This is a genomic window from Burkholderia puraquae (assembly GCF_002099195.1).
Taxonomy (GTDB): domain Bacteria; phylum Pseudomonadota; class Gammaproteobacteria; order Burkholderiales; family Burkholderiaceae; genus Burkholderia; species Burkholderia puraquae.
This window is the reverse complement of sequence record NZ_NBYX01000001.1, coordinates 580,710-603,618: the sequence shown is the minus strand read 5'-3', so window position 1 is coordinate 603,618 and position 22,909 is coordinate 580,710. Positions and strand designations below refer to the sequence as shown.

At 67.6% G+C, this 22,909-nt stretch carries 19 protein-coding genes and 2 pseudogenes; 9 read left to right on the top strand and 12 right to left on the bottom strand.

All coding sequences use genetic code 11. From position 1 onward, the window contains the following. Positions 1–83: 83 nt before the first annotated feature. The 3 genes from B7G54_RS02670 to B7G54_RS02660 all read left to right on the top strand — a co-directional run bounded on the left by B7G54_RS02670 (position 84) and on the right by B7G54_RS02660 (position 5,052). On the top strand, positions 84–962 hold the full coding sequence (locus B7G54_RS02670) for a MipA/OmpV family protein (protein WP_085037627.1): 879 nt from the start codon (positions 84–86) through the stop codon (positions 960–962). Between the two features lie 98 nt (positions 963–1,060). After that, a complete protein-coding gene (locus B7G54_RS02665; RefSeq protein ID WP_085037626.1) occupies positions 1,061–2,755 on the top strand; it encodes a VRR-NUC domain-containing protein in 1,695 nt (564 codons plus the stop codon). After that, complete coding sequence (locus B7G54_RS02660) at positions 2,752–5,052, top strand: ATP-dependent DNA helicase (protein WP_085037625.1); 2,301 nt, start codon at positions 2,752–2,754, stop codon at positions 5,050–5,052. Before B7G54_RS02665 ends, B7G54_RS02660 begins: the two co-directional genes overlap by 4 nt. Before the next feature lie 54 nt (positions 5,053–5,106). On the opposite strand, the gene B7G54_RS02655 is transcribed toward B7G54_RS02660, so the two are convergent. Then, positions 5,107–5,880: an IclR family transcriptional regulator domain-containing protein gene (locus B7G54_RS02655; RefSeq protein ID WP_085037624.1), complete on the bottom strand. Its 774-nt coding sequence runs from the start codon at positions 5,878–5,880 to the stop codon at positions 5,107–5,109. 127 nt (positions 5,881–6,007) lie between these two features. On the opposite strand from B7G54_RS02655, the pseudogene B7G54_RS40185 reads away from it, so the two are divergent. Together B7G54_RS40185 and B7G54_RS02645 are read left to right on the top strand one after the other, a co-directional pair. Further along, positions 6,008–6,130, top strand: a pseudogene (locus B7G54_RS40185) (AbrB/MazE/SpoVT family DNA-binding domain-containing protein); the annotation flags it as partial. Next, positions 6,117–6,530: a PIN domain-containing protein gene (locus tag B7G54_RS02645; RefSeq protein ID WP_085037623.1), complete on the top strand. Its 414-nt coding sequence runs from the start codon at positions 6,117–6,119 to the stop codon at positions 6,528–6,530. The pseudogene B7G54_RS40185 and the gene B7G54_RS02645, both read left to right, overlap by 14 nt. A 72-nt stretch (positions 6,531–6,602) precedes the next feature. Here B7G54_RS02645 and B7G54_RS02640 read toward each other — a convergent pair whose 3' ends face one another. Next, positions 6,603–7,904: a UDP-N-acetylglucosamine 1-carboxyvinyltransferase gene (locus tag B7G54_RS02640; protein ID WP_085037622.1), complete on the bottom strand. Its 1,302-nt coding sequence runs from the start codon at positions 7,902–7,904 to the stop codon at positions 6,603–6,605. Positions 7,905–8,114: 210 nt separating this feature from the next. Beyond that, positions 8,115–9,422, bottom strand: coding sequence for a shikimate transporter (shiA, locus tag B7G54_RS02635; protein WP_085037621.1), 1,308 nt, complete (start codon positions 9,420–9,422; stop codon positions 8,115–8,117). A gap of 357 nt (positions 9,423–9,779) precedes the next feature. Here shiA and B7G54_RS02625 point away from each other — a divergent pair, with 357 nt between their 5' ends. Next, complete coding sequence (locus B7G54_RS02625; RefSeq protein WP_085037620.1) at positions 9,780–10,907, top strand: 4-hydroxyphenylpyruvate dioxygenase family protein; 1,128 nt, start codon at positions 9,780–9,782, stop codon at positions 10,905–10,907. Positions 10,908–10,952: 45 nt separating this feature from the next. On the opposite strand, the gene B7G54_RS02620 is transcribed toward B7G54_RS02625, so the two are convergent. From B7G54_RS02620 to B7G54_RS02600, 5 genes are all read right to left on the bottom strand, one after another. After that, entirely contained in the window at positions 10,953–12,188 is a 1,236-nt protein-coding gene (locus B7G54_RS02620) for an NADH:flavin oxidoreductase (RefSeq protein WP_085037619.1), read from the bottom strand. Between the two features lie 127 nt (positions 12,189–12,315). Continuing rightward, positions 12,316–13,656, bottom strand: coding sequence for a type II toxin-antitoxin system HipA family toxin (locus B7G54_RS02615; protein WP_085037618.1), 1,341 nt, complete (start codon positions 13,654–13,656; stop codon positions 12,316–12,318). Between the two features lie 2 nt (positions 13,657–13,658). Continuing rightward, positions 13,659–14,087 carry a helix-turn-helix domain-containing protein gene (locus B7G54_RS02610; protein WP_085037617.1) on the bottom strand — a complete coding sequence of 143 codons (429 nt, stop codon included), beginning with the start codon at positions 14,085–14,087 and terminating at the stop codon, positions 13,659–13,661. Positions 14,088–14,238: 151 nt separating this feature from the next. Further along, positions 14,239–15,363: a bifunctional 3,4-dihydroxy-2-butanone-4-phosphate synthase/GTP cyclohydrolase II gene (gene ribBA, locus B7G54_RS02605; protein ID WP_085037616.1), complete on the bottom strand. Its 1,125-nt coding sequence runs from the start codon at positions 15,361–15,363 to the stop codon at positions 14,239–14,241. Continuing rightward, entirely contained in the window at positions 15,360–16,298 is a 939-nt protein-coding gene (locus B7G54_RS02600; protein ID WP_085037615.1) for an alpha/beta hydrolase, read from the bottom strand. Before B7G54_RS02600 ends, ribBA begins: the two co-directional genes overlap by 4 nt. A 281-nt stretch (positions 16,299–16,579) precedes the next feature. Here B7G54_RS02600 and B7G54_RS02595 point away from each other — a divergent pair, with 281 nt between their 5' ends. Then, positions 16,580–17,770, top strand: coding sequence for a helix-turn-helix transcriptional regulator (locus B7G54_RS02595; RefSeq protein ID WP_041493308.1), 1,191 nt, complete (start codon positions 16,580–16,582; stop codon positions 17,768–17,770). 391 nt (positions 17,771–18,161) lie between these two features. On the opposite strand, the gene B7G54_RS02590 is transcribed toward B7G54_RS02595, so the two are convergent. The 3 genes from B7G54_RS02590 to B7G54_RS02580 form a co-directional block, all read right to left on the bottom strand. Then, positions 18,162–19,346 carry a thiolase family protein gene (locus B7G54_RS02590; RefSeq protein WP_085037947.1) on the bottom strand — a complete coding sequence of 395 codons (1,185 nt, stop codon included), beginning with the start codon at positions 19,344–19,346 and terminating at the stop codon, positions 18,162–18,164. 411 nt (positions 19,347–19,757) lie between these two features. Continuing rightward, positions 19,758–20,249 carry a papain-like cysteine protease family protein gene (locus B7G54_RS02585; protein WP_085037614.1) on the bottom strand — a complete coding sequence of 164 codons (492 nt, stop codon included), beginning with the start codon at positions 20,247–20,249 and terminating at the stop codon, positions 19,758–19,760. A 171-nt stretch (positions 20,250–20,420) separates the two neighbouring features. Then, the gene (locus tag B7G54_RS02580) at positions 20,421–21,167 is read right to left on the bottom strand and encodes a MipA/OmpV family protein (RefSeq protein ID WP_085037613.1); all 747 of its coding nucleotides are present in this window, start codon (positions 21,165–21,167) and stop codon (positions 20,421–20,423) included. 224 nt (positions 21,168–21,391) lie between these two features. Between B7G54_RS02580 and B7G54_RS38910 the strand changes: the two genes are divergently transcribed. Next, positions 21,392–21,547, top strand: a complete 156-nt coding sequence (locus B7G54_RS38910) for a response regulator (RefSeq protein WP_165765522.1) — start codon at positions 21,392–21,394, stop codon at positions 21,545–21,547. 237 nt (positions 21,548–21,784) lie between these two features. Further along, complete coding sequence (gene fabZ / locus B7G54_RS02570; RefSeq protein ID WP_085037611.1) at positions 21,785–22,237, top strand: 3-hydroxyacyl-ACP dehydratase FabZ; 453 nt, start codon at positions 21,785–21,787, stop codon at positions 22,235–22,237. Here fabZ and B7G54_RS02565 read toward each other — a convergent pair. After that, positions 22,218–22,568, bottom strand: a pseudogene (locus tag B7G54_RS02565) (IS66 family transposase); the annotation flags it as partial. The gene fabZ and the pseudogene B7G54_RS02565 sit on opposite strands and share 20 nt — an antisense overlap. Between the last annotated feature and the right edge of the window lie 341 nt (positions 22,569–22,909).

Sequence of the window (22,909 nt, the reverse complement as noted above, 5' to 3'; positions counted from 1 at the left end):
CGCAGGCTGCCAGCCGCTGCAGCCGAAACGGCGCGATGCGCTTTCCTTCAGGTTCGTTTCGTGCAACCGACGGGGACGCCTTGATGACTGCTGCTCGCCCTTTGCTGTCGCCCGGCGCACGCCGGTTCGTTTCCGGTGTGTCGGCCTGCGCGGCGCTCGCCGCGGCCGGCGCCCGCGATGCGTCGGCCCAGACGCCTTCGCCGCTCGGCGAGTGGCAATACTCGGCGGGTGTGCCGCTCGAAAAACTCTACGACCCGAACATCTCCACCTGGAATATCAGCGTGGGTGCCGCGATGACGCTGCAGCCGCGCTATGCAGGCTCCGATCGCTATCGCGTGATGGGCGGCCCGAACCTCGACATCCGCTATCGCGACCTGTTCTTCCTGTCGACGGGCGAGGGGCTCGGCGCGAACGTGCTGCGCGGGCCGAACTGGCGCGTGAGCCTGTCCGTCGGTTACGACCTGGGGCGCCGTTCGGCCGACGATATCCAGCACCTGAACGGCCTCGACAACATCAACGCGGCCCCGGTGATGAAACTGGCGGCCGATTACGTGATCTCGAAGGAATTTCCGCTCGTGCTGCGCGCAGATATCCGGCGCAGCCTCGGCGGCTCGAACGGCTGGGTTGGCGATTTCTCCGCGTACATGCCGCTGCCGGGCAGCAACGAGCATTTCTTCTGGTTCGCGGGGCCGACCGTGTCGTTCGCCGATTCGCGCTACATGAACAGCTGGTTCGGTGTGAACCAGGGCGCCGCCGCGCGCTCGGGGCTGCCGGCTTATTCGTCGGGGGCCGGGATCAAGTCGTTCGGCGCGGGCGTGACGATGGCCTGGTTCCTGAACAAGCACTGGTTCGTCACGATCGACGGCGCGATCGAGCAGCTCGTCGGCCGCGCCGCACGCAGCCCGATCACGCAGCAGTCGACCAACGGCGTGTTCGACATGTCGGTGAATTACCAGTTCTGACCGGGGCCGGGCAGCAAGGCGGAACGACGGGGCGTACGGCATTTCCCGTCACATTTGATATGATTCCGACCTGTACAAATGTACAGTGATCGATCACCGTGACGCCTGCTTCGCCGACGCCCCCGGCGTTTTACTACCTGACCAATTTCGAACGCGCGCTGGCCTGGCTCGGCGAGCGTTACGACGACCTGTTCGACGCGCACGAGCACGCGTTCGTCCGGCAGTTCGCAACGCTGCCGCAGGCGTCGCGCGCGCTGCTCGTCCGAATGCTGATGCGCAACGGATCCGACTTCCGCGCCAGCAAGCTCGTCTATGACGAAATCGGCTGCGCGCTCGACGCGGCCGCGCCGCTCGTCGAACTCGGCTGGATCGATCCGGCGCCCGCGCTGACGCTCGACGAACTGTTCGCCCTGTCGACCAAGGCCGATCTGCTGCGCATCTTTCCGGCGCTCGCCGCACATGCGGGCGAGCGCAAGCCCGAATGGCTCGAACGGCTGCGGCCCGCGCACGGCGTTGCGCAACCGCTCGACGCGTGGTGCGCGCAGGCCGGCGACCGCGTGCTGCGCGTGTCGGTCGGCGCACTGTGCGACCGGCTGCGCCTGATGTTTTTCGGCAATCTGCATCAGGACTGGAGCGAGTTCGTGCTCGCCGATCTCGGCGTGTTCCAGTACGAAAGCGTGCCGATCGCACCGTCGTCGCGCGCGTTCCAGCAGCGCGGCGACGTCGACGCGTATCTCGCGCTGCAGGCGTGCCGCGATGCGCTCGACGCATGGCCCGACGATCTGCCGTTCGACGACCTGATGCGCGCGATCGACGCGGTCGGCTGCACGCAGCCGTGGCTCGCAACGCGTCGCGCGAAGCTGCTGTTCGCGCTCGGGCAGAGCTGCGAACGCCGGGCCGACTGGGCCGCCGCGCTCGACGCGTATGCGCGCAGCGCATGGCCCGGCAGCCGCCATCGGCGCATCCGCGTGCTCGAACGCTGCGGGCGCGACGACGATGCGCTCGCGCTGGCGCTCGATGCGCGCGGCGGCTTCGAGAGCGACGAGGAGCGCCAGCGTGTCGAGCGCATGCTGCCGCGCCTGCAGCGCCGGCTCGGCCAGCGCGTCGAACGCGCGGCCGCGGCGGCGGACGTGCCGCGCGAAACGCTCGTGCTTGCGCGCCCCGATGCGTTCGTCAGTGTCGAATTCGCGGTGCGCGACCATCTCGCGCAACCGGTTTCGCCGGTTCACTACGTCGAAAACACGCTGATCAATTCGCTGTTCGGGCTCTTGTGCTGGGAGCCCGTGTTCGCGGCGGTGCCCGGTGCGTTCTTCCACCCGTTCCAGCGCGGCCCGGCCGACCTGCACGCGCCCGATTTCGCCGCGCGCCGTGCGGACGCGTTCGCCGCGTGCTTCGCGCAACTCGATTCGGGCGCCTATCGCGACACGATCCGCCGGCATTTCGCGACGAAGGCGGGGCTGCAATCGCCGTTCGTGTTCTGGGGCGTGCTGAGCGACGAACTGCTCGACGAGGCGCTCGCGTGCCTGCCGCCCGAGCACTTGCGGCTGTGGTTCACGCGCCTGCTCGCGGATATCCGCAGCAACCGGTCGGGGCTGCCCGATCTCGTCCGCTTCTGGCCCGGCGAGCGCCGCTACGAACTGATCGAGGTGAAAGGCCCCGGCGACCGGCTGCAGGACAACCAGACGCGCTGGCTCGCGTACTGCATCGCGCACGGCATCCCGGTGCGTGTGATCGATGTCGAGTGGGCCGGCGAGGGCGTCGCGCACGCCGAAGCGGCGGGACTATCCGCATGAGCTACATCGTCGCGGTGCGGGCGATGTGCGAGTTCACCGCGCGGCGCGGCGATCTCGACCTGCGCTTCACGCCCGCGCCGACTGCGCTCGAAGGCATCGCCGGCCACGGCGCGGTCACGTCGAACCGCGGCGCACGCTACGAAACCGAGATCGCGCTGACGGGCACGTGGGGCACGCTCACCGTGCGCGGCCGCGCGGACGGCTACGATCCGGTGGCGAACCGCCTCGAGGAGATCAAGACCTATCGCGGCAGCCTCGATGCGATGCCGGCCAACCACCGTGCGCTGCACTGGGCGCAGGCGAAGGTCTACGCGCACCTGATGTGCGACGCGCGCGGCCTCCAGGACATCGACGTCGCGCTCGTCTATTTCGACATCGTGTCCGAGCGCGAGACGGTGCTGACGCAAACGCTGGGAGCGGCGGAGCTCGCGGCGTTCTTTGCCGAGCAGTGCGCGTGCTTCGTCGGCTGGGCCGAGCGCGAGACGGCCCATCGCGCGGCACGCGATGCGGCGCTGCGCGCGCTCGCGTTTCCGCACGGGCAGTTCCGCAGCGGCCAGCGCGAGCTGGCGGTGGCCGTCTATCGTGCGGCACGCGACGAGCGCTGCCTGATGGCGCAGGCGCCGACCGGCATCGGCAAGACGCTCGGCACCGTGTTTCCGCTGCTGAAGGCCTGCGGCGAAGGCGAGCTCGACCACGTGTACTTCCTGACCGCGAAAACGCCCGGCCGCGCGCTCGCGCTCGAAGCGGTTACGACGCTCGGCGCCGGCACGCCCGCGCTGCCGCTGCGCGTGCTGGAACTCGTCGCGCGCGACAAGGCGTGCGAACATCCGGACAGCGCATGCCACGGCGAATCGTGCCCGCTCGCGAAAGGTTTCTACGACCGGCTGCCGGCCGCGCGCGATGCGGCCATCGAGGCCGGGCTGCTCGATCGCGATACCGTGCGCGCGGCCGCGCTTGCGCATGACGTCTGCCCGTACTACCTCTCGCAAGAGCTCGCGCGCTGGTCCGACATGGTGATCGGCGACTACAACTACTACTACGACGGCAGCGCGATGCTGCACACGCTCGCGCAGCAGAACCAGTGGCGCGTGGGCGTGCTCGTCGACGAAGCGCACAACCTGCTCGATCGCGCGCGCAAGATGTACAGCGCGTCGCTCGACCCGTTCGCGTTCGCGGCCGCGCGCGAGGCCGCGCCTGCGGCGCTGCGCAAGGCATTCGACCGGCTCGCCCGCGCCTGGGGCACGGTCAGTCGCGCGCAGGCCGAACGCTATGCCGCGTATCCGGCGATACCGGGCCCGATCGTGTCGGCGGTGCAGAACCTCGTCGCGGCGATCGGCGAACACCTGGCCGACGCGCCGCGCGCGAACGGCGACGCACTGTTGCGGTTTCATTTCGAGGCGATCCAGTTCGGCGTGCTTGCCGAAGCGTTCGACAGCGCGTCGATCTTCGACGCGACGCTGCACGGCGAACCGATGCCGCGCCAGCCGGCGCTCGACGGCGTCGCGTCGGCCGGCCGCCGGCGCCGCGTCCAGTCGACGCTGTGCGTGCGCAACGTGATTCCGGCCGGCTTTCTCGCGCCGCGCTACGAAGCTGCCTGCGCGACCGTGCTGTTCTCGGGCACGCTGAGCCCGTTTCATTTCTATCGCGACACGCTCGGGTTGCCCGGCGACACGGGCTGGCTCGACGTCGACGGGCCGTTCCGCGCCGAGCAACTGACGGTGCGCGTCGCGAGCCACGTATCGACGCGCTGGCGCGACCGCGACCGTTCGCTCGAACCGATCGTCGACCTGATCGCCCGGCAATACGCGGTGCGGCCCGGCAACTACCTCGGCTTCCTGAGCAGCTTCGACTACCTGGGGCGCGTGGTCGCGCTGATGCAGGCGCGGCATCCGGACGTGCCCGTCTGGGCGCAGGCGCCCGGCATGGCCGAAAGCGAGCGCGACGCGTTTCTCGCGCGCTTCGACGCGGGCGGGCGGGGCGTCGGCTTCGCGGTGCTGGGCGGGGCGTTCTCGGAAGGCGTGGACCTGGTCGGCGAGCGGCTGATCGGCGCGTTCATCGCGACGCTCGGGCTGCCGCAGGTCAACGACGTCAACGAGCAGATGCGGCGCGCGATGGAGGCGCGCTTCGGCAACGGCTACGACTACATGTACCTGTACCCGGGCTTGCAGAAGGTCGTGCAGGCGGCCGGGCGCGTGATCCGCACCGAGCACGACGAAGGCGTCGTGCATCTGATCGACGACCGTTATCGCAGGCGCGAGGTGCGCGACCTGCTGCCGCGGTGGTGGCGAATCGGGTGACGGTGACGCTGCGCCGCCCGTTCCGGCACGTGGCTTCCCCGTATCCGTGCATCGCTACAGCACGTTGAGCATCGCGAGCGCCGCTTCCTGCAGGTGCGGCAGTACGCGCCGCACGGCCGCGTCGGTCGTCTCCGCGCCGATCGGCATGTTCGTGCTCAGCGCGGCGACCACTTCGCCGTGACGGTTCTTCAGCGGCACCGCGATCCCGCGCACGCCGACCTGCAATTGCTGCTCGATCGCCGCGAAGCCGGCGTCGCGGGCCTCGTCGACCTGTTCGAGCAGACGCGCCTTGTTGGTGATCGTGTGCGGCGTGAACGGCGGCAGTTCGGTGTTGTCGAGCCACGCGCGCACGGCTTCGCGATCGGGATGATGGGCGAGCAACACGACGCCCGGCGACGTGAGCGGCGCCGGCACGCGCGCGCCGAGCACGAAGCCCGTCGTCATCACGCGCGACACGCCGTTGCGCGCGATGAACACCAGTTCCCAGCCGTCGAGCACGCTCACATACGCCGACTCGTTCAGCGACGCGCTCAATTGCTGCAGATACGGCTGGACCGTGCGCGGCAGGCGCGCCGAATCGAAGTACGACCAGCCGACCCGCAGCACGCGCGGCGTGAGGCCGTACAGCTTGCCGTCGGTGTACACGTAGCCGAGCGCTTCGAGCGTCAGCAGGTAGCGCCGCGCGGCCGTGCGCGTGAGACCCGTGCGCGCAGCGGCCTGCGTGGGCGTCATGCGCGCGTGCTGGCTGTCGAAGGCTTCGAGGATCATCAGGCCTTTTTCGAGGCCGGCAATCCAGTCGCGTCGGTCGAGTTCGGGCTTTTTCGTCATCACGGGTGGGCGGTGGCGCGCGGTGTTCGCGCGGGAGTGGGCGATTATCGCGCGAGTCGTGAGGTAGCGGGACGCGCGCGGCCCCGAATTGTCCATTCAGCCGACTTGCGGGTTTGCACCCAAGACCCGGGTTTTCGCGGTAAGCCGCAAGCCGAGGCCCGACGAGTTTCTGGAGCGGCTGCGGCGTTTCAGGGGCAAGTTGCCCGCCGATTTCAAGTTCAGCCGGGACGATGCGAATGAGCAGGATTGAGGCGGAGAAATCATTCATCGACAGCAATGTCGTGCTGCATCTGCTGTCCGAGGACGAAACCAAGGCAAACCGTGCGGAGGCGCTGTTCCTGCGGCGGCCGACCATCAGCGTCCAGGTCCTGAACGAAGTCGCCAGCGTGTGCAACCGCAAATTGCGGATGCCGTGGCGCGAGGTAGGGAAGTTTCTGGAGCCGATCAGGAGTTTGTGCCATGTCGTGCCGTTCACCGTCGATGCGCACGACCTCGCGCGGCGGCTGGCAGAGTGGCATCGCTTATCCTTCTACGACGCATGCATCGTGGCAACTGCTTCGATCGAGGGATGTGAATACCTGTACACCGAAGACATGCACGACGGCTTGAAAGTGGACGGCGGTCCGGTGTTGCGAAATCCGTTTGCCTGAGGACCGGCGAAGGGGAAAAGCGGAGGAACCGGATGCGACGCGACCCTTGCGCGCGCCGCATCCGTCAAGACCTTACTCGCTGCTCGTCCACTCGACGTTCGCGCCGACCGAGCGCAGGTTCTCGACGAAGTGCGGGTGCGCGCGGCGGATCGGCAGCGCGTTCATGATTTCCGAGCGGCCTTCGATGCTCGCGGCCACCATCAGCAGCGCGATCGCGACGCGGATGATGTACGGGCTCTCGACGCGAGCCGGCGTCAGTTGCAGCCCGCCGAACGTGATCAGGCGGTGCGGATCGGACAGCAGCACGTGCGCGCCGAACTTCGACAGTTCGCCGGACCAGCCGAGCGCACCGTCGTAGACCTTGTTCCAGAACATCGCGCTGCCTTCCGCGCGCACGCCGAGCGCAATGAAGATCGGCAGCAGGTCGACCGGCAGGTACGGCCACGGCGCGGCTTCGACCTTGGTGAGGATGTTCTGCGTGAACGGCCGGCGCACGCGCAGCGGGCCGTCGCGTTCCGCGCGCGACCAGCCGTCGCGGTGCGTGACGTTGACGCCGAACTTCGCGAACGTGCGGTCGATCAGCGGGAAATGCTCGGGCGACGAGTTGCGCACCGTGATGTCGCCGCCGGTGATCGCGCCGAGCGCGAGGAACGTCGCGATCTCGTGGAAATCCTCGGCGAAACGGAATTCGCCGCCGCCGAGCTTGCCGCCGCCCGTCACGCACAGCCGCGACGTGCCGATGCCCTCGATCGTGACGCCGATCATCGCGAGGAACTGGCAGAACTCCTGCACGTGCGGCTCGGATGCCGCGTTCATCAGCGTCGACGTGCCGCTCGCGGCCGTCGCGCACAGCGCGAAGTTCTCGGTGGTGGTCACCGACGCGTAGTCGAACCAGTGATCGTTGGCCGTCAGTGGGCCGTCGGTGCGGACGATCAGCGAATCGGGCGTGCGCTCGATGTGCGCGCCGAAGCGCTCGAACACCTCGACGTGCGGGTCGATTTCGCGCACGCCGAGCGTGCAGCCTTTCACGTCGTTCTCGAGGCGCGCGACGCCGAAGCGCGCGAGCAGCGGCGGAATCAGCATGATCGACGAGCGCATCGCCTCGGGCAGCCGGTGGACGGCCGGATCGAACTTCGTGTCGCGATGGTGGAGTTCGAGCAGGCCCGTCGTGAAGTCGACCGACACGTCGCTGCCGAGCGTGCGGAAGATGTCGAGGATCTTGCGCACGTCGGTGATGTCCGGCACGCCGACGAGGCGCAACGGCTGATCGGTCAACAGGGTGGCGCACAGGATCGGCAGGACGGCGTTCTTGTTCGCGGACGGCTTGATGTCCCCGCGCAGCGGAGTGCCGCCGTGGACGATGAGATTCGACATGATATGGGGGCGTATCGGTGACTGACGTAGGCCCATATGATGCCATTGGTCGGCGGGCGGCGTGGAATGTTCAGGGGGAAAAAGGGGGAATCGGCGCGTGCAACTGACAGTGTTTGACGTCGCGCCTGCGAGGCAGCAGGGTTGTTGCCGGCCGCCGTCGACCAATGTGTGATGGCCGGCCGCAGGTCGGGCCGGCCATTCGGCAGGGCGTTACTGCGCCGCCCGCATCCGAGCGGCGACGACCAGCGAGATCAGGCAGCCCACTGCGAGATAACCGGCGACGAGGTGCCACGAACCGCCGCCGACAGTGACGAGGCCAACCGCGATGAACGGCGTGAACCCGCCGCCGACCACGCTCGCGAACTGGTAGCCGACGCCCGCGCCGCTATAGCGGTATTCGGCGCCGAACAGTTCGGTGAACAGCGGCTGCTGGACGCTCACGACCATGTCGTGCGCCGCATTCGCGAGCAGGATCGAGAAGATCACGATCCACGCGATCGACCGCGCCTCCAGCGCGAGGAAGAACGGCACTGCGGACGCGACGCCGATCAGCGCGCCGATCAGGTAGATGCGGCGCAGGCCGTAGCGGTCGGCCAGCCACGCGAAACACGGGATCGTCACGCAGCTCACCGCACCTACCAGCAGGCCGATATTCAGGAACAGATCGCGCGACATGCCGAGGTTCGTCGTCGAATAGCTGAGCGCGAACGCGGTGACGATATACATCGTGAACAGTTCGGCGAGGCGCAGCGCGATGATCAGCAGGAACGCCTTCGGATGGCGTGTCAGCGCTTCCAGCACCGGCAGGCGCAGCTTGCGGTTGCCGTGCTCGACCTTCTCGACGAACTCCTGCGATTCGTCCATGTTCTTGCGCACCCACAGCCCGATCAGCACGAGCACGATGCTGAACACGAACGGCAGGCGCCAGCCCCACGACTTGAACGCGGCCTCGCCGAGCGTGTGGCTCAGGATCGACACGATGCCCGTGGCCAGCACCAGGCCGACGCCGTAGCCGACCTGCACACCGCTGCTGTAGAACGCTTTCTTTTCCTTTGGCGCGCTTTCGACTGCCATCAGCGCCGCGCCGCCCCATTCGCCACCGACCGCAAAGCCCTGGATCGCGCGCATCAGCACCAGCAGCACGGGCGCCCACCAGCCGATCGTCGCGAAGGTCGGCAGCAAGCCGATCGCGACCGTCGACAGCCCCATCAGCATCACGGTCAGCACCAGCATCCGCTTGCGGCCGAGCCGGTCGCCGTAGTGGCCGAACACGACGCCGCCGAGCGGCCGGAACAGGAAGCCGACGCCGAAGGTCGCGAACGCCGCGAGCGTGCCCATCGTCGGGCTGACTTTCGGGAAGAACTCGGAATTGAATACCAGCGCGGCGACGATCCCGTACAGCAGGAAGTCGTACCAGTCGACAACGGCGCCGACGAAGCTGCCGATCGCGGCCTTGCGCGCCTGGCTGCGTATGCGGGCACGGGCGGTGGCGTCGAGGGTGTCGAAGGTTGGGGTCATGGCGATGTCTCCTGGCACGGCGCATCGTGGAATCGTGGCGGCGCCGCGTCCGATGCTGCATTGAAGTCGATGAGTGAACGGAGAATAGGGCGCGCACCGCACGGCGGCAATTGGCCAATCGGACAAAATGCGCGATTATCGTTCAAGTTCGTGCGATTATCGAACGTTTTTCGGGTTTGCACTAAGCGGCGTGACGATATCCCGTTTGGCCAGGGTGTGCCGCCGTGAACGATCTGGTTAAAATCGGCAGCATTGAAAACTCGCCCGTTCGGAGCGGATGCACGGTCGCCACCCCGGCCGCGCATGCCGCACGCGACGGGCGCCATCCCCATCGACCGCATGCCCCCGGAGACTGGAATGCCCGGCAATTCCCACCCCCTGTCCAGCGATACGCCGCCCGTTGCCGATCCGGCTGCCAATCCGCTCGGGATGGCCGGCCTCGAATTCGTCGAATTTGCGGCGCCCGTTCCGGAAGCGCTTGCGCAGCGCTTCGAGCAACTCGGGTTCAAGGCGATCGCGCGGCATGTCAGCAAGAACGTCACGCTCTATCGGCAAGGGCAGATGCATTTCCTGATCAACGCCGAGCCCGATTCGTTCGCCGCGCGCTATGCGGAGGAGTACGGGATGGGCGTGTGCGCGATCGGGCTGCGCGTAGCCAGCGCCCGGCGCGCGTTCGAGCGGGCGATCGAGCTTGGCGCGTGGGCGTTCGAGGGCGAGAAAGTCGGCGTCGGCGAGCTGAAGATCCCGGCGATCCAGGGCATCGGCGATTCGCACCTCTATTTCGTCGACCGCTGGCGCGGGCGCGACGGCCAGCGGGGCGGCGTCGGCGACATCTCGATCTTCGACATCGATTTCCGGCCGATCGACATCGCGACCGCGCATACCGATCTCGACTGCGTGGGCGTCGGGCTGCGGCAGGTCGATCATTTCACGCAGACCGTCGGCGCCGGGCGCATGCAGGAGTGGCTGGATTTCTACCACGACCTGCTGCATTTTCGCGAGATCCACGAAATCGACGCGCACTGGCATGTGTCGGAGGAATCGCGTGTGATGGTGTCGCCGTGCGGCGCGGTGCGGATTCCGGTGTACGAGGAAGGCACGCGGCGCACCGAGCTGATGCATGCGTATCTGCCCGATCACCCGGGCGAGGGGGTGCAGCACGTCGCCCTGGCCACCGACGACATCCTGTCCTGCGTCGATGCGCTGCGTGCGAACGGCGTCGAATTCATCGAGCCGCCGGCCCGCTATTACGACGACGTCGATGCGCGGCTGCCGGGGCATGGCGTGGATCTCGACGCGCTGCGCCGCCGTGCGGTGCTGGTCGACGGCGAGATCGGCAGCGACGGTGTGCCGCGCCTGTTCTTCCAGACCTTCGTCAAGCGCCGGCCCGGCGAGATCTTCTTCGAAGTCGTGCAGCGCAAGGGGCACCACGGGTTCGGGGAGGGGAATCTCGCCGCGCTCGCCCACGCGCGCGACGCCGGCTGAGGGCCGCCAGCGCCCCATCAGGCGTCGCGCGTTACACGTCAAGCCTTACGCGCCGGCGGCCGGCACGCGGTTCGGCGCAGGGTCGTTCGGCTCGCGCAGCACGCACGTGGTGCCGCCGGGCGTGTACATCGACACGACACAGCGGTTGCACGACGTGCAGCCCGACTGCGCGAGCCGGCCGTCGCGCAGCCCGTTGACGAAACCCGGTTCGAACACGAGCGCGCGTGCGAGCGCGACGGCGTCGAACCCTTCGCGCATCGCCAGCTCGACGTTTCCGCGCGAACGTGCGCCGCCGAGGTAGGCGAGCGGCATCCTGACGGCCGCGCGCACCTTCTTCGAGTGCTCGAGAAAATACATCTCGCGAAATGCACCCATCTTCGGCTCGGTGAGTTTCTGCAGCGCCATCGCGGCGCGCACGATCGCGTTGTCGGCGTTCGCGCGCGCGTCGCCGGGCAACGGGCTGCCGAACAGCTGCCACACCGATTCGACGTTCATCCCGCCGCTGAGCACGAGCAGGTGCGCGCCTTCGGCCTCGAGCCGCCGCGCGATTTCGCATGCGTCGTCGGCCGTTCCGCCGCCGCGCACGCCTTCGGTCACGCCGATCTTGCAGACGACGGCGAGATCGCGGCCCACCGCGTCGAGCACGCGGCGCAGCACCTCGACCGGGAAAGCAGCGCGCCGTGCCGCGTCGCCGCCGTACGCATCTCGGCGACGGTTGTACAGCGGCGACAGGAACTGGCTGAGCAGGTAGCCGTGCCCCATGTGGATCTCGACCGCATCGAAGCCGGCGTCGCGCGCGTGGCGTGCGGCCTGGGTGAATTCGTCGGCGACGGCTGACATCTGGTCGCGCGTCATCGCCTGCTTCAGAAAGCGGCCGCTCATCACGCCGACCTTGTTGAAGCCGCCCGATGCGCTCAACGGCCGTCGGGTCGACAGCGACGGCAGGAACGTGAAGCAGCCGCCGTGCGTGATCTGCGCGGATGCGGCTGCGCCGTGGCGATGGACGGCGTCGGTCAGCGCGCGGAACTGGCGAACCGTCGGCACGTCGAGCCGCGCCTGGTCGACGAACGTGCGGCCGTCGTCGCAGATCGCGCAGTACGCGACGGTCGTCAGTGCGGCGCCGCCTTCCGCGATGCGTTCGTGAAAGCGGACGAGCGCGCGCGACGGCACGCCGTTCGGCGTCATGCCTTCGTTGGTGGCGGACTTGATCAGGCGATTGCGCAGCGTCAGCGGGCCGATCTGCAGCGGGCTGAACGCGGTCGTGAGGTCGGCGGAATCCATGTGGCGGCGGGCGTCGGGAATGGGCACGGCGACCATTGTGCGGCGCTGGCGCGGGCACGCATCGTCCGGGTGGACGAGCCGCGGCGGGGGCGGCGCTGGCGGACCGGTGCCGCAACCCGTGGATCCGTCACGCGAGATCGCCCGCCCCGAGCTTGCGGCTCTGCCGGCGCATGCCGTCGAAGATCGCGTCCGCCACGTCCGCCGGAAAATCCGCGGGGATCTGCGCTGCGGCTTCGGCGATCGCGGGTTCGGTGCGCGCGACGACGGCCGCCATTGCGGCGCGCACGTCGTCTTCGGTCAGGCCGACACGCCGGCCCTGCGCGATCCAGTGGCGCGGCTGGATCTCGCCGATCACGTAGTGCCGGTTCTTCCCGCACACGGCCATCGCGAGCCGCGCGCGGCGCGGCGGAAGCTGGTTGCGGCGCGTGCCGATGATCGGATGCGCGGACAGCACGTCGTACAGCGGCGTGCTGCGGTACGCGTTGCCGGGCAGGTGCGCGATGCTGAAGTTCTTCGCATGGCCGTCGATCGCCGCCAGCACCCAGAACACGAGTTGCGCGACGAAGAAATTCATCCGGTCGTGCGCGGCGTCGGCCGAGTTCGCGAGGATGCCCATGATCGTGTCGATGCCGGGGCCGCCGTCGGATTCGTATTTCGCGCCGGACGGCGTGCCGGTCGCCTGGCACATGTCCTCCTGCGGCAACCGCAGGATCCACGTGCGGTCGCGCGACGGGCGCCGGTCGAAGCGCTCGACGATCAGCGCCTTCTGGTCGTCGAACCGGCCGATCTCGCACGGCGCGACCGGCAGGCCGTATGCGGCGACGAGCGTCGAGCACAGCCATTCGTTTTCGACGGACGTCCGCATGTCGGCCTGCATGTTCCCGACGCGCCCGAGCGGCAGCTTGAAGATGTGCGTCGTCGGCGTGCTGCCGGATGGCCGCAGCCAGCGGTTTCCCTGACGCAGCAACGCGGTCTTTTCCTGCGCGCCGGCAATCGACAGGCGCAGGTCGCCTTCCGGCTCCGCACGGCCGGGCAGCGGCGCGGCAGTCGCATGGCGCAGCACGTCGGCGACGGCCGCGTCGTCAAGCGTCACGCCGCCGATTGTCTCGAGATCGACGGGCGTTTCGCCGGGTGGCAGCATCTGGATCGCGCCGACGCAATCGCGGCCGATCGACGCGAGCAGCTCGAACGGCGCCGTCGATCGGAGCCGGTAACGCTGCGCGATGCGACGGCGAATCGGTTCGCTGTCCGGCAGCAGGTTGTCGAAGTAATCGGCGACGATCGCGCCCTGGTGCGGCTGGTTGCCGGGCGTGAAGGGCAACGACAGCGACAGCGGCCGCCCTTGCGGATCGTCGAGCCAGGCCGGCAGGTAGACGAGACGCTCGACGCCGCGCCGGACTTCCCAGTAGCCGACCGGAATGCCGTTCATCCACAGGTCGAGCCGGTCGTGACGGGCGCGCGTGGCCATCGTCACCAGTCCTCCCGTTTCGAAACCCGCGGCTTGCCCGGGGTGGCCGGCGCCGGCCGCTTGCGCGCGGCGCCGGGCCTGGTTTGGGTTTGGATCGGCTCTTTTGTGGCCGTGGCGCCGCGCGCCTTTTCCGGGTGGCGTTTGCTCACGGCCGGTTTTCGCGTCGCTGGCGCGGCATCGGGCTCGGGATCGGCCGATGCCGCCGACACGTCCTGCTTGCCCTGGGCGAGCGTCATGTGAACGCCGAGCGTGTTCAGCACCTTGAAGAGCCGCTCGATGCTGACCGCTGACGGGTTGGCCTCGAGCTGCGCGTAGGATTGCTGCGTGACGCCCAGGCGGGCGGCCAATTGCGCCTGCGTGAGCCCCGCGGCCCTCCGGAAGCCGACGAGTATCGGACGCAGCTGAGTCAGGGTCTGGACAGGAAAGGGCATCGGGCGCTCCGCAGGATGACAGGCGATCGTTTGTCATCGGAAAATACAGTCTATGGCATGTATTGTCAAAATACAAACTATAGGCTGTATTAATGAAAAACAAACGATAGCCTGTCAAGCGGAAAACGCCCGGCGATCCCGCGTCAACGCCTCACGCAGCCCGCAGCGGGCTCGCATGCGGGCCCCGCGCGCTTTCCGGATCGTCGTCGCCGAGCGGAATGAACGCCATGATCTCGAGGTCGTGCCCCGACAGCGCGGGCAGCCGGAACGGGCTCGACAGCACGTTCAGCCGCCGCACGCCGAGCTCGCGCAGGATCTGCGAGCCGATCCCCGTCACGCGGCCGTCGCGACGCGTATGGCCGGCCGGCATCCGCATCGCGTCGCCGCGCATGTCGCAGTCGAGCAGCACCGCCACCCCGCAGCCGGCCGCGTCGATCCGTTGCAGCGCGGCATGCAGCGGCCACGAATGCGCGGACGGCTCCGCATCGAGCAGGTCGAGCAGCGAATGGCATTCGTGCACGCGCGTCAGCACAGGCGTCGACGGATCGGGCTTACCGCGCACGAGCGCGAGATGCGGCGCGCCGTGCACGGTGTCGCGATACTCGATCGCGCGGAACCGTCCCCACGGCGTATGCAGCGGCCGCTCGCCGACACGCTCGACGAGCGATTCGCGCTCGCGGCGGTAGTGGATCAGGTCGGCGATCGTGCCGATCTTCAACCCGTGACGTGCGGCGAATGCCTTCAGCTCCGGCAGCCGCGCCATCGTGCCGTCGTCGTTCATCACCTCGCAGATCACCGATGCGGGCGTGAGTCCGGCGAGCGCCGCGAGATCACAGCCGGCCTCGGTGTGCCCCGCGCGCACGAGCACGCCGCCCGGGCGCGCGGCGATCGGGAACACGTGGCCGGGCTGGACGAGATCGTCCGGGCGGGCGCCGGCGCGTACCGCCGCGCGGATCGTATGCGCGCGATCGGCCGCCGAAATGCCGGTCGTCACGCCTTCGGCCGCCTCGATGCTGACGGTGAACGCCGTGCCGAACGGCGTGCCGTTGCGATCGGCCATCGGCGGCAGCCGCAACTGCTCGCAGCGTTCGGCGGTCAGCGTCAGGCAGATCAGCCCGCGCCCGAAGCGCGCCATGAAATTGATCGCGTCGGGCGTCACGTGGTCGGCTGCGATCACGAGATCGCCTTCGTTCTCGCGATCCTCTTCGTCGACGAGCAGGACCATCCGGCCCGCACGCAGCTCGTCGACGATCTCCAGCGTACCGGCGAGCGTCATGGTGCCTCCGTCGCGTCGAACGCGCGGCGCAGTGCGTCGGCGCCGAAGGTCAGCACGCGGTCGGCCGCATCGATCGCGCCGAGCATGCTCGCGAACCCGTGAAGCTGGCCCGGCCAGCGCACGAGCGTCACCGGCGTGCCGGCCCGCGCGAGACGCAGCGCATACGCTTCGGCCTCGTCGCGCAGCGGATCGAATTCGGCGCTGACGATCGTCGCCGGCGCCGCGCCCGCGACGTCCGGCGCGGCGAGCGGGCTTGCAAGCGGCGATGCGCGATCGGCGCCGGCGTCGAAATAGTGGTGCTTGAACCAGCGCATCATGTCCGCCGTCAGGAAATAGCCGTTGCCGAGCGTTTCGTACGACGGATGCTCGGTCGCGCAATCGACGACCGGATACAGCAGCAACTGGTGCGCGATCGCGATGCCCGAGCCACGCAACTGCAGCGCGGCGACCGCCGCAAGATTGCCGCCGGCGCTGTCGCCGGCCACGGCCACCGCGCCGGCGCGTGCGCCGAGATCGCGCGCACTGGCGGCGGCCCAGCGCACGGCGTCGCATGCGTCGTGCGCGGCGGCCGGGAAGCGCGCCTCGGGCGCAAGCCGGTAGTCGACCGACAGCACGAGCGTGCGCGCACGGGCCGCGAGGCTGCGGCACAGGTTCGCGTGCGAATCGATACCGCACGATACGAAGCCGCCGCCGTGGAAAAACACGGTCAGCGGCAACGGCCCGTCGGCGGCGGGCCGATATAGCCGTGCGGACAACTGACGGCCCGCTGCGGGAATCTGCCAGTCCTCTTCGGCGGCGACGGCATCGCCCGGCGCGAACGCGCCGCCGGCGGCAAGACTCGCGCGATACGCGGGAACGGTGAGCTGCGCGAAATCGATCGCGGGTGCCTGGGCGAACGCGGCGAGCAGCGCCTGCGCCTGTGGGTCGAGCGGCATGGGGACTCCTGTCTGAATCGAATGCGGTTTGAATCAGGTAAACCCGTGTCGCGGTTTTCCCTGAGTCCGCGCCGGACGCTTGCCGGCATGGCCTGACGGGCATTCCAGCGCAGCGGGCAGGGCGCCACATCATCCGATCGGACGATGGTTGGTTGGCCGGGATGGCCAATTCTCACCATTCAGTGAATCTCCCGATGACGCCGGAATTTAGACGCGTCTTAATCATGGCGGCGCGGTTGGGTCGTGCCGGAAACATGTCGTATGGAGGATGGAGCGTGCTGATGGAGACGAGATGGGCTCCGCAAGAGAGCCAGGCAACCAGTGACGAGGCCGACATCGGCGTCGCGGATTTCAGCGAGCTGATGGCGCGCATCTACCAGGGGCCGCTGGAAACGCCGCCGTGGGCCGGTGCGCTCGAACTGGTCCGGCGCTGGCTGCAGGCGAACTACGTGACGCTGATCCTGCGCGCGGCCGCGAGCGACCGCCGCGCGCCGCTGTCCGTGCACGCGTCGGAATTCGGCCCGGTGGTTCCGGGCGACGGCGAGGCGTCGTACAACAACTACTACTATTCGCTCGACCCGTTCGTCGGCCTGCCGGCCGATCGCGTGGTCACGGTCGACGACGTGTTCGGCGACACGGGCTGGCTGTCGAGCGAGCTGTACAAGCAGTTCCTGAAGCCGCAGGACGTGCGCTATATCCTCGGCGCCGACCTGCGCACGTCGTCGGGCGTCGAGTGCCGCTTCCGCGTGTGCCGCAATCATGCGTCGAAGCAGTTCTCCGCGCGCGACAAGGCGATCTGCGCGCTGCTGCTGCCGCACCTGAAGCGCGCGGTCGAGCTGCATTCGCGGCTCGACACGGCCGAGGTCGAACGGTCGATCTATGCGAACGCGATCAACCGGATGCAGATCGGCACGATCACGCTCGACGAGAACGGCACGATCATCGACCTGAACAGCGTCGCCGACGAGATCCTCAAGCAGAACAACGGCCTGACGATTGCGCGCGGCACGATCGAGGCGACCGACGCGCAGGAGAACCGCACGCTGAAGCGGCTGATCCGCCACGCGGTGATGGGACACCACGGCACGGCCGCAGCGACCGTCGAGGCGATGCCGATCACGCGCAGCTTCGACAAGCCGCGCCTCGGGCTGCTGGTGCGCACGGTGCTGCTGTCCGATTGGTCGGAGGACAACAAGCGGCGGCCGGCCGTCACGCTGTTCCTGCGCGATCCCGACCGCAAGCCGCAGGGCGCGCAGGAAATCATCCGCAAGCTGTTCGACCTGACGCCCGCCGAGACGTCGCTCGCGCTGCTGCTGACGAACGGGCTGACGCTCGAGGAGGCAGCGGAGGAATCGGGGATCAGCAAGAACACGGCGCGCACGCACCTGCGCGCGATCTTCTCGAAGACGGGCGTCACGCGCCAGGCGACGCTCGTGCGGATTCTGCTCGGGAGCGTCGTGCCGCTCGGGTAAGCGGCAGCCGAGGCCGATCCGTCGGAACTGGCCGTATTCGTCTGGCGATACATCGACTTGGGTCGGCGCGTCGTGTGTCGCACGATGGCGGCAACATCATGCAAAAGAGGCTCGCACGGTGCGAGCCTCTTCTTCATTCAGCGCAGCCGCTTGCGGAGACCGGCCGCCCGACGCACGGCGATGCCGCTCGCGTTCACGACCCGCGCGTGGAACCATCCGCCCACGACGCCAACGCCGGCCACTGCGCGCAACCGCGCCGGATCACGCGTGCGCCGATCGCGAGCGCGGCCAACCGGCTGCACCGCTTCTCGGGAAGCCTGCACCGCGGACTTCATCGCCCGCAGCTTTTCCCGTTCGTCCGAATGGTCGATGCGTTCGCGTCAGCTGCGACTCAAAGCGTCTCGATTGCCAGCGCGATGCCCTGGCCGCCGCCAATGCACAGCGTGACGACGCCGCGCTTGATGCCGTCGCGCTGCATCGAATGGATCAGGCGCGTCGTCAGCACCGCGCCCGTCGCGCCGATTGCATGACCGTGCGCGATCGCGCCGCCTTCGACGTTGACGATTTCCTCGGCGATGCCGAGCTGGCCCGCCACCGCGATCGGTACGACCGCGAACGCTTCGTTGATCTCGAAGCGCTCGACGTCGGCCAGCGCCCAGCCCGCTCGCTCCAGCGCGATCTTCACGGCCGGCACCGGGCCGAGCCCGAACATGCCGGGCTCGACGGCGGCCACGCCGAATGCAACCAGCCGGGCGCTCGGCGCGATGCCGTGCGCGTCGGCGAATGCGCGCTCCGCAACCAGCATCGCCGCTGCGCCGCTGTTCAGGCCCGGCGCATTGCCCGCGGTAATCGTGCCGTCCGGGCGGAACGCGGGCTTCAGTTTCGCAAGCGCGTCGAGCGTCGTGTCGGGGCGCGGCGTCTCGTCGCGCGCAAACGCGACGCGCGCCTTGCGCTGCAGGATCTCGACCGGCACGAGTTCGGCGTCGAACTTGCCGTCCGCCAGAGCGGCGGAAAAGCGCTGCTGCGAGCGGAGCGCCCAGCGATCCTGGCGATCGCGCGAGATGTCGAGCTGGCTCGCGAGATCCTCGGTATGCCAGCCCGAATGCTGGTCGGAAAACGCATCGACGAGGCCGTCGCGCAGCATGCTGTCGCGGATCGGTGCATCGCCCATCCGGTAGCCCCACCGTGCGCCGTCGAGCAGGTACGGCGCGCGCTCCATGCTTTCCATGCCGCCGGCGATTGCCGCGTTCGCGTAACCCAGCAGGATCTCCTGCGCGGCATTGACGACCGCCTGCGCGCCGGAGCCGCAGACGCGGTTGACCGTCAGCGCCGGCACCTTGACCGGCAGGCCCGCGCCGACGGCGGCCTGCCGGGCCGGGTTCATCTTGTTGCCGGCCTGGATCACGTTGCCCAGCACGACCGTGTCGATCGCCGCGCCGTCGAGGCCGCAGCGCCGCAAGGTTTCGCGCACGGCGATCGCCCCGAGTTCGGTGGCCGGGGTGTCCTTCAGGGAACCGTTGAACGTGCCGATCGGTGTCCGGACGGGATGGCAGATGACGACTTCGCGTGTACTCATGATGCGTTCCTGGATCGGGTTGCAAGCTGCGCGGACGAGTCGGTGGCGAACGGGGCACGCCGCGCAATTCGCGTCGCCGGTTCGGTTGCGCCATGACGCCGGCAGGATCACCGACGCCGCGCCATGCGGCCGCATCCGATGCCCGGATCGCGCGCCGCCATGTGAGGGAACGGTATCTATGCATATGCATACTGTCAACGGGGGCTTTGCGTGCGGGATCGAGGGGCAGGGGGTGTGGAAGGGCGGCCGACGCGCTGCCGGCAGGACTTCGGCACCATCGGTCCTTCCCGCCACGCGAGCGCGACGGACTGCGTCCGGTGGGACAGATGCCGCTTCGACATCGCGTTGCCGGGAGGCGTCTTGACGGTCTTTTCGTCATGCCAGGCGGCTGGGCCGACGCCCGCGATGCATTCAATACCGGTGCGGCCCCTTCACCAGCAGTCCGTCGGGTTTCCGCCGTCCGGTGTCGAGTGTCGCCAGGAGCATCGTGCGCGCGGGCGGCCCCTCCGGGTCATTGTAATGAACGATGCGTTGCTGGATCCCCGTGACGACGATCACGTGACCGATTTCAGGCTGGTCAGGCCTGTCCAGGAAATGCCCCGCGGCCCAGATCGGACCGAACTCCGTCAGCACCGCGGCCAGCCACTCGGGCGTAATGACCGTCGGCTGGTTGAGCGCCACGAGCCCTTCGGCCGCGCACAGGTCGGGGATTCTCGACGGGGGAAGCCCCTGGTCCGCCTGCCATAGCGCCGGAATGCCCAGACGCGGCCCGGGGCGGTGGAAGTACGAAACCATGCACGCCGCCGCATACCAGCATGCGTTTTTCAGTGCTTTGGATCCTGACTTGGTCTTCTTGACGCCGCTCTGATCGACCATCGGCACGTTCAATCTGACGTCCACCATTTCGGGTCTCCAGGCAGGAACGATCCCTAAGCGTATGAAGAATCGGGCTCGACGACAACCACCGTGACCGGCGAGCTCGTCGAGACGGTCGGCGTACGTGCAGACCGGGGGCAGGTCACCACTACAAAGGCCATGGCTGGCAATTCAATTTAAGGATTGTCGATCAACGCTTCAGAACTTGTACGTTGCTCCGGCCATTCCATAGTAGTTGCTGCGCGTCTGGACGATCGGGCTGTCGCCGTAGCGTCCTAGCAGGCGCGTGAAGCCGCTGCTCGCGTGCACCGACCAGTGCCGCGACATCTCCCACTTCCACGCAAGCGACAACGTCGCGCTGTCGACCCCGCCGCTCGTCGAGTACGGTCTGAATCCGCTGCCCATCGACTGCGCGTCGGTCACGCCATAGAAGCTCTGCATGTAGCGCCCCGTGCCCGCATGCACGCTGCCTGTCAACACGACATCGTGACGTCCAGCCTCGAACACGGGCACCGCGAGATCGACATGGCCGGACAAGCCGCGCGACGTGTGCGTGACCGGTGCGTCAACCGCGACGCTCAATTCGCCGCCATCCAGCAGCTTCACACCCGCCCGCATGCCGACGACCACCGCGCCCGGAATCCGGCCCATCCCCTTCAGATGGTCCGAACCCGGCAGATCGAAACGATTTTCGTCAGTACGGCCTGCGGCGTAACTCACTGCCGCCGACACGAACGCACCGCTCGGCAGGTTCAGACGGTAGCCTGCGCCGGCGCTGGTGTCGATGAAGAAGCCGTTGCCGAACATCGCGGAGAACGAGGGCGAGACGACGGCGCGATACTGGTTGCTGCCCTGGTAGCGTGGGGCAAAGCCGCCGCCGAGTGAAATCGCGTACTGGTTTTCGGCGTGGGCCAATGTAGAGAGCGTCAGGCCGGCAAGCGGCATGCAATAGCGGAAGGAGCGCAGGGATGGACGCACAATATCGGGACAAGAGTGGCGGAGCCCGGAGTCTAGGTTCGATCGCGTGGCGCGACTATCCGGAATCTGCGGCGAATGTGTGCTCAATTGTGATCGATTGTTCCCGATTGTCGTACGCTGCCCGTGCGATCGGAACGACGGATAGAATTCGGGCGCCGCACCGCGTGCTCACGTGCAGGACGAAGGCCGGTGTGAACGACCGACTCGCGTGTCTCGTGCGCGAATACCTCGACGGCTATGACTTTACCGTGAGGGTGGTGCCGCGCGGCGATCTTGCGGTCGTCGCGGTACGCGAATACCGACGTGCACGCGCAGACGATCGCTACGGGCCGCCGCTTTGCCTGTGATGGCATCGACGACTTCCTCCGATCTCAGACCGGAGCGCGACCGCGTGACTGAGCGCGTTGCGTGCTGAGAATTCTTAAAGAACAAATGCCCTATGTTCGAACTTCAAAGTGCACGATGCGAATTGACGCCCCTTATTCATCGGAGCCGCGGCCCGAAAGCTTTCACTTTCAAATGAGCCTAAATCGGGGCAGCCGCGGTTACCGGGCTCCGCACAAACACGACGAAGACAAATCACCATGAACGCATCCGACATCAATATCCACAAGATTCTGGAGCTGCTGCCGCATCGGTATCCGATTCTGCTGGTCGATCGCGTGCTCGAATTCGAGCCGCAGACGCGAATCAAAACCCTCAAGAACGTGACGATCGACGAGCCGTACTTCGTGGGGCACTTCCCTGGGCAACCGGTGATGCCGGGTGTCATGATTATTGAGGCGTTGGCCCAGTCAGCCGGCCTATTGACGTTCGGCGCGGACACGGAGCGGAGGGCAGGGGCGCTGTATTACCTGGTCGGGATCGACGGCGCGCGATTCAAGCGCGTGGTGCGCCCAGGCGACCAACTCCATCTGAACGTTTCCGTGGTGCGTTGCATCCGTGGTATCTGGAAATTCCAGGCTAACGCGACCGTGGACGGCGAAGTGGCCTGCGAAGCCGAGTTGATGTGCACCGTGAAACACTCCGAAGGCTAGGATCACCACGGCGATCGGACGTGTAGGCGAACCAGACCGCCGGCGGTTCGTCGGAGCCACTCGGCCGATCATCGCGCACGTAGATCCATAGACGGCCCATCTTTGTGCGGCCGTTGCCAGGCGCCAGCACCGGCAGCGGCGTGTCGTCCGCGTGAACCTTCCCGCCGGCCAACGAGTAGCGGCGCACGGCGTCGACCAGTGGTGCGAGCAACGCCGTGATGCTGCCCATCCAATACCCCATTGCGCCGGGATCGATCTCGACGCCGTCGCGCGCATACATGACTGCCTGGCGGTGCAGCGGGATGTGATAAGCGAACTTCGACACGGCAACTCTGCGACCGTCTTAGCCGATCGGTCACGTGGGCACAAATTTGCGACGATCGCAGCCTCAAGCCGCCCAACAGGCGGAGGCATCTTCAAGCGGCAAGCTCCGGCCTCAGTTCACTTCTATGCGAGTGGCGATAAGCCGCTAAGCCTTGCTGGATAAGGCTGCCGGATAAGGCATGGGATCATGCCGGACATTCCAGCACCCACGACGGCGGTTACAAAATTGTGCAAACAGACGTCCGTTACACGAAGCGCCGGACCGATACGCACCAATCTCGACATTATAGAAATAATGTCAAATTTAATGATCCGGGTAATCGGATATTTGACGGTTTACGTTATATT

Bases quoted from the DNA above. Each gene is read 5' to 3' on its own strand.
- B7G54_RS02670 (WP_085037627.1), top strand. From the start codon at position 84: ATGACTGCTGCTCGCCCTTTGCTGTCGCCCGGCGCACGCCGGTTCGTT.
- B7G54_RS02660 (WP_085037625.1), top strand. From the start codon at position 2,752: ATGAGCTACATCGTCGCGGTGCGGGCGATGTGCGAGTTCACCGCGCGG.
- B7G54_RS02655 (WP_085037624.1), bottom strand. From the start codon at position 5,880: ATGACGAAAAAGCCCGAACTCGACCGACGCGACTGGATTGCCGGCCTC.
- B7G54_RS02645 (WP_085037623.1), top strand. From the start codon at position 6,117: ATGAGCAGGATTGAGGCGGAGAAATCATTCATCGACAGCAATGTCGTG.
- B7G54_RS02640 (WP_085037622.1), bottom strand. From the start codon at position 7,904: ATGTCGAATCTCATCGTCCACGGCGGCACTCCGCTGCGCGGGGACATC.
- shiA (WP_085037621.1), bottom strand. From the start codon at position 9,422: ATGACCCCAACCTTCGACACCCTCGACGCCACCGCCCGTGCCCGCATA.
- B7G54_RS02625 (WP_085037620.1), top strand. From the start codon at position 9,780: ATGCCCGGCAATTCCCACCCCCTGTCCAGCGATACGCCGCCCGTTGCC.
- B7G54_RS02620 (WP_085037619.1), bottom strand. From the start codon at position 12,188: ATGGATTCCGCCGACCTCACGACCGCGTTCAGCCCGCTGCAGATCGGC.
- B7G54_RS02615 (WP_085037618.1), bottom strand. From the start codon at position 13,656: ATGGCCACGCGCGCCCGTCACGACCGGCTCGACCTGTGGATGAACGGC.
- B7G54_RS02610 (WP_085037617.1), bottom strand. From the start codon at position 14,087: ATGCCCTTTCCTGTCCAGACCCTGACTCAGCTGCGTCCGATACTCGTC.
- ribBA (WP_085037616.1), bottom strand. From the start codon at position 15,363: ATGACGCTCGCCGGTACGCTGGAGATCGTCGACGAGCTGCGTGCGGGC.
- B7G54_RS02600 (WP_085037615.1), bottom strand. From the start codon at position 16,298: ATGCCGCTCGACCCACAGGCGCAGGCGCTGCTCGCCGCGTTCGCCCAG.
- B7G54_RS02595 (WP_041493308.1), top strand. From the start codon at position 16,580: ATGGAGACGAGATGGGCTCCGCAAGAGAGCCAGGCAACCAGTGACGAG.
- B7G54_RS02590 (WP_085037947.1), bottom strand. From the start codon at position 19,346: ATGAGTACACGCGAAGTCGTCATCTGCCATCCCGTCCGGACACCGATC.
- B7G54_RS02585 (WP_085037614.1), bottom strand. From the start codon at position 20,249: ATGGTGGACGTCAGATTGAACGTGCCGATGGTCGATCAGAGCGGCGTC.
- B7G54_RS02580 (WP_085037613.1), bottom strand. From the start codon at position 21,167: ATGCCGCTTGCCGGCCTGACGCTCTCTACATTGGCCCACGCCGAAAAC.
- fabZ (WP_085037611.1), top strand. From the start codon at position 21,785: ATGAACGCATCCGACATCAATATCCACAAGATTCTGGAGCTGCTGCCG.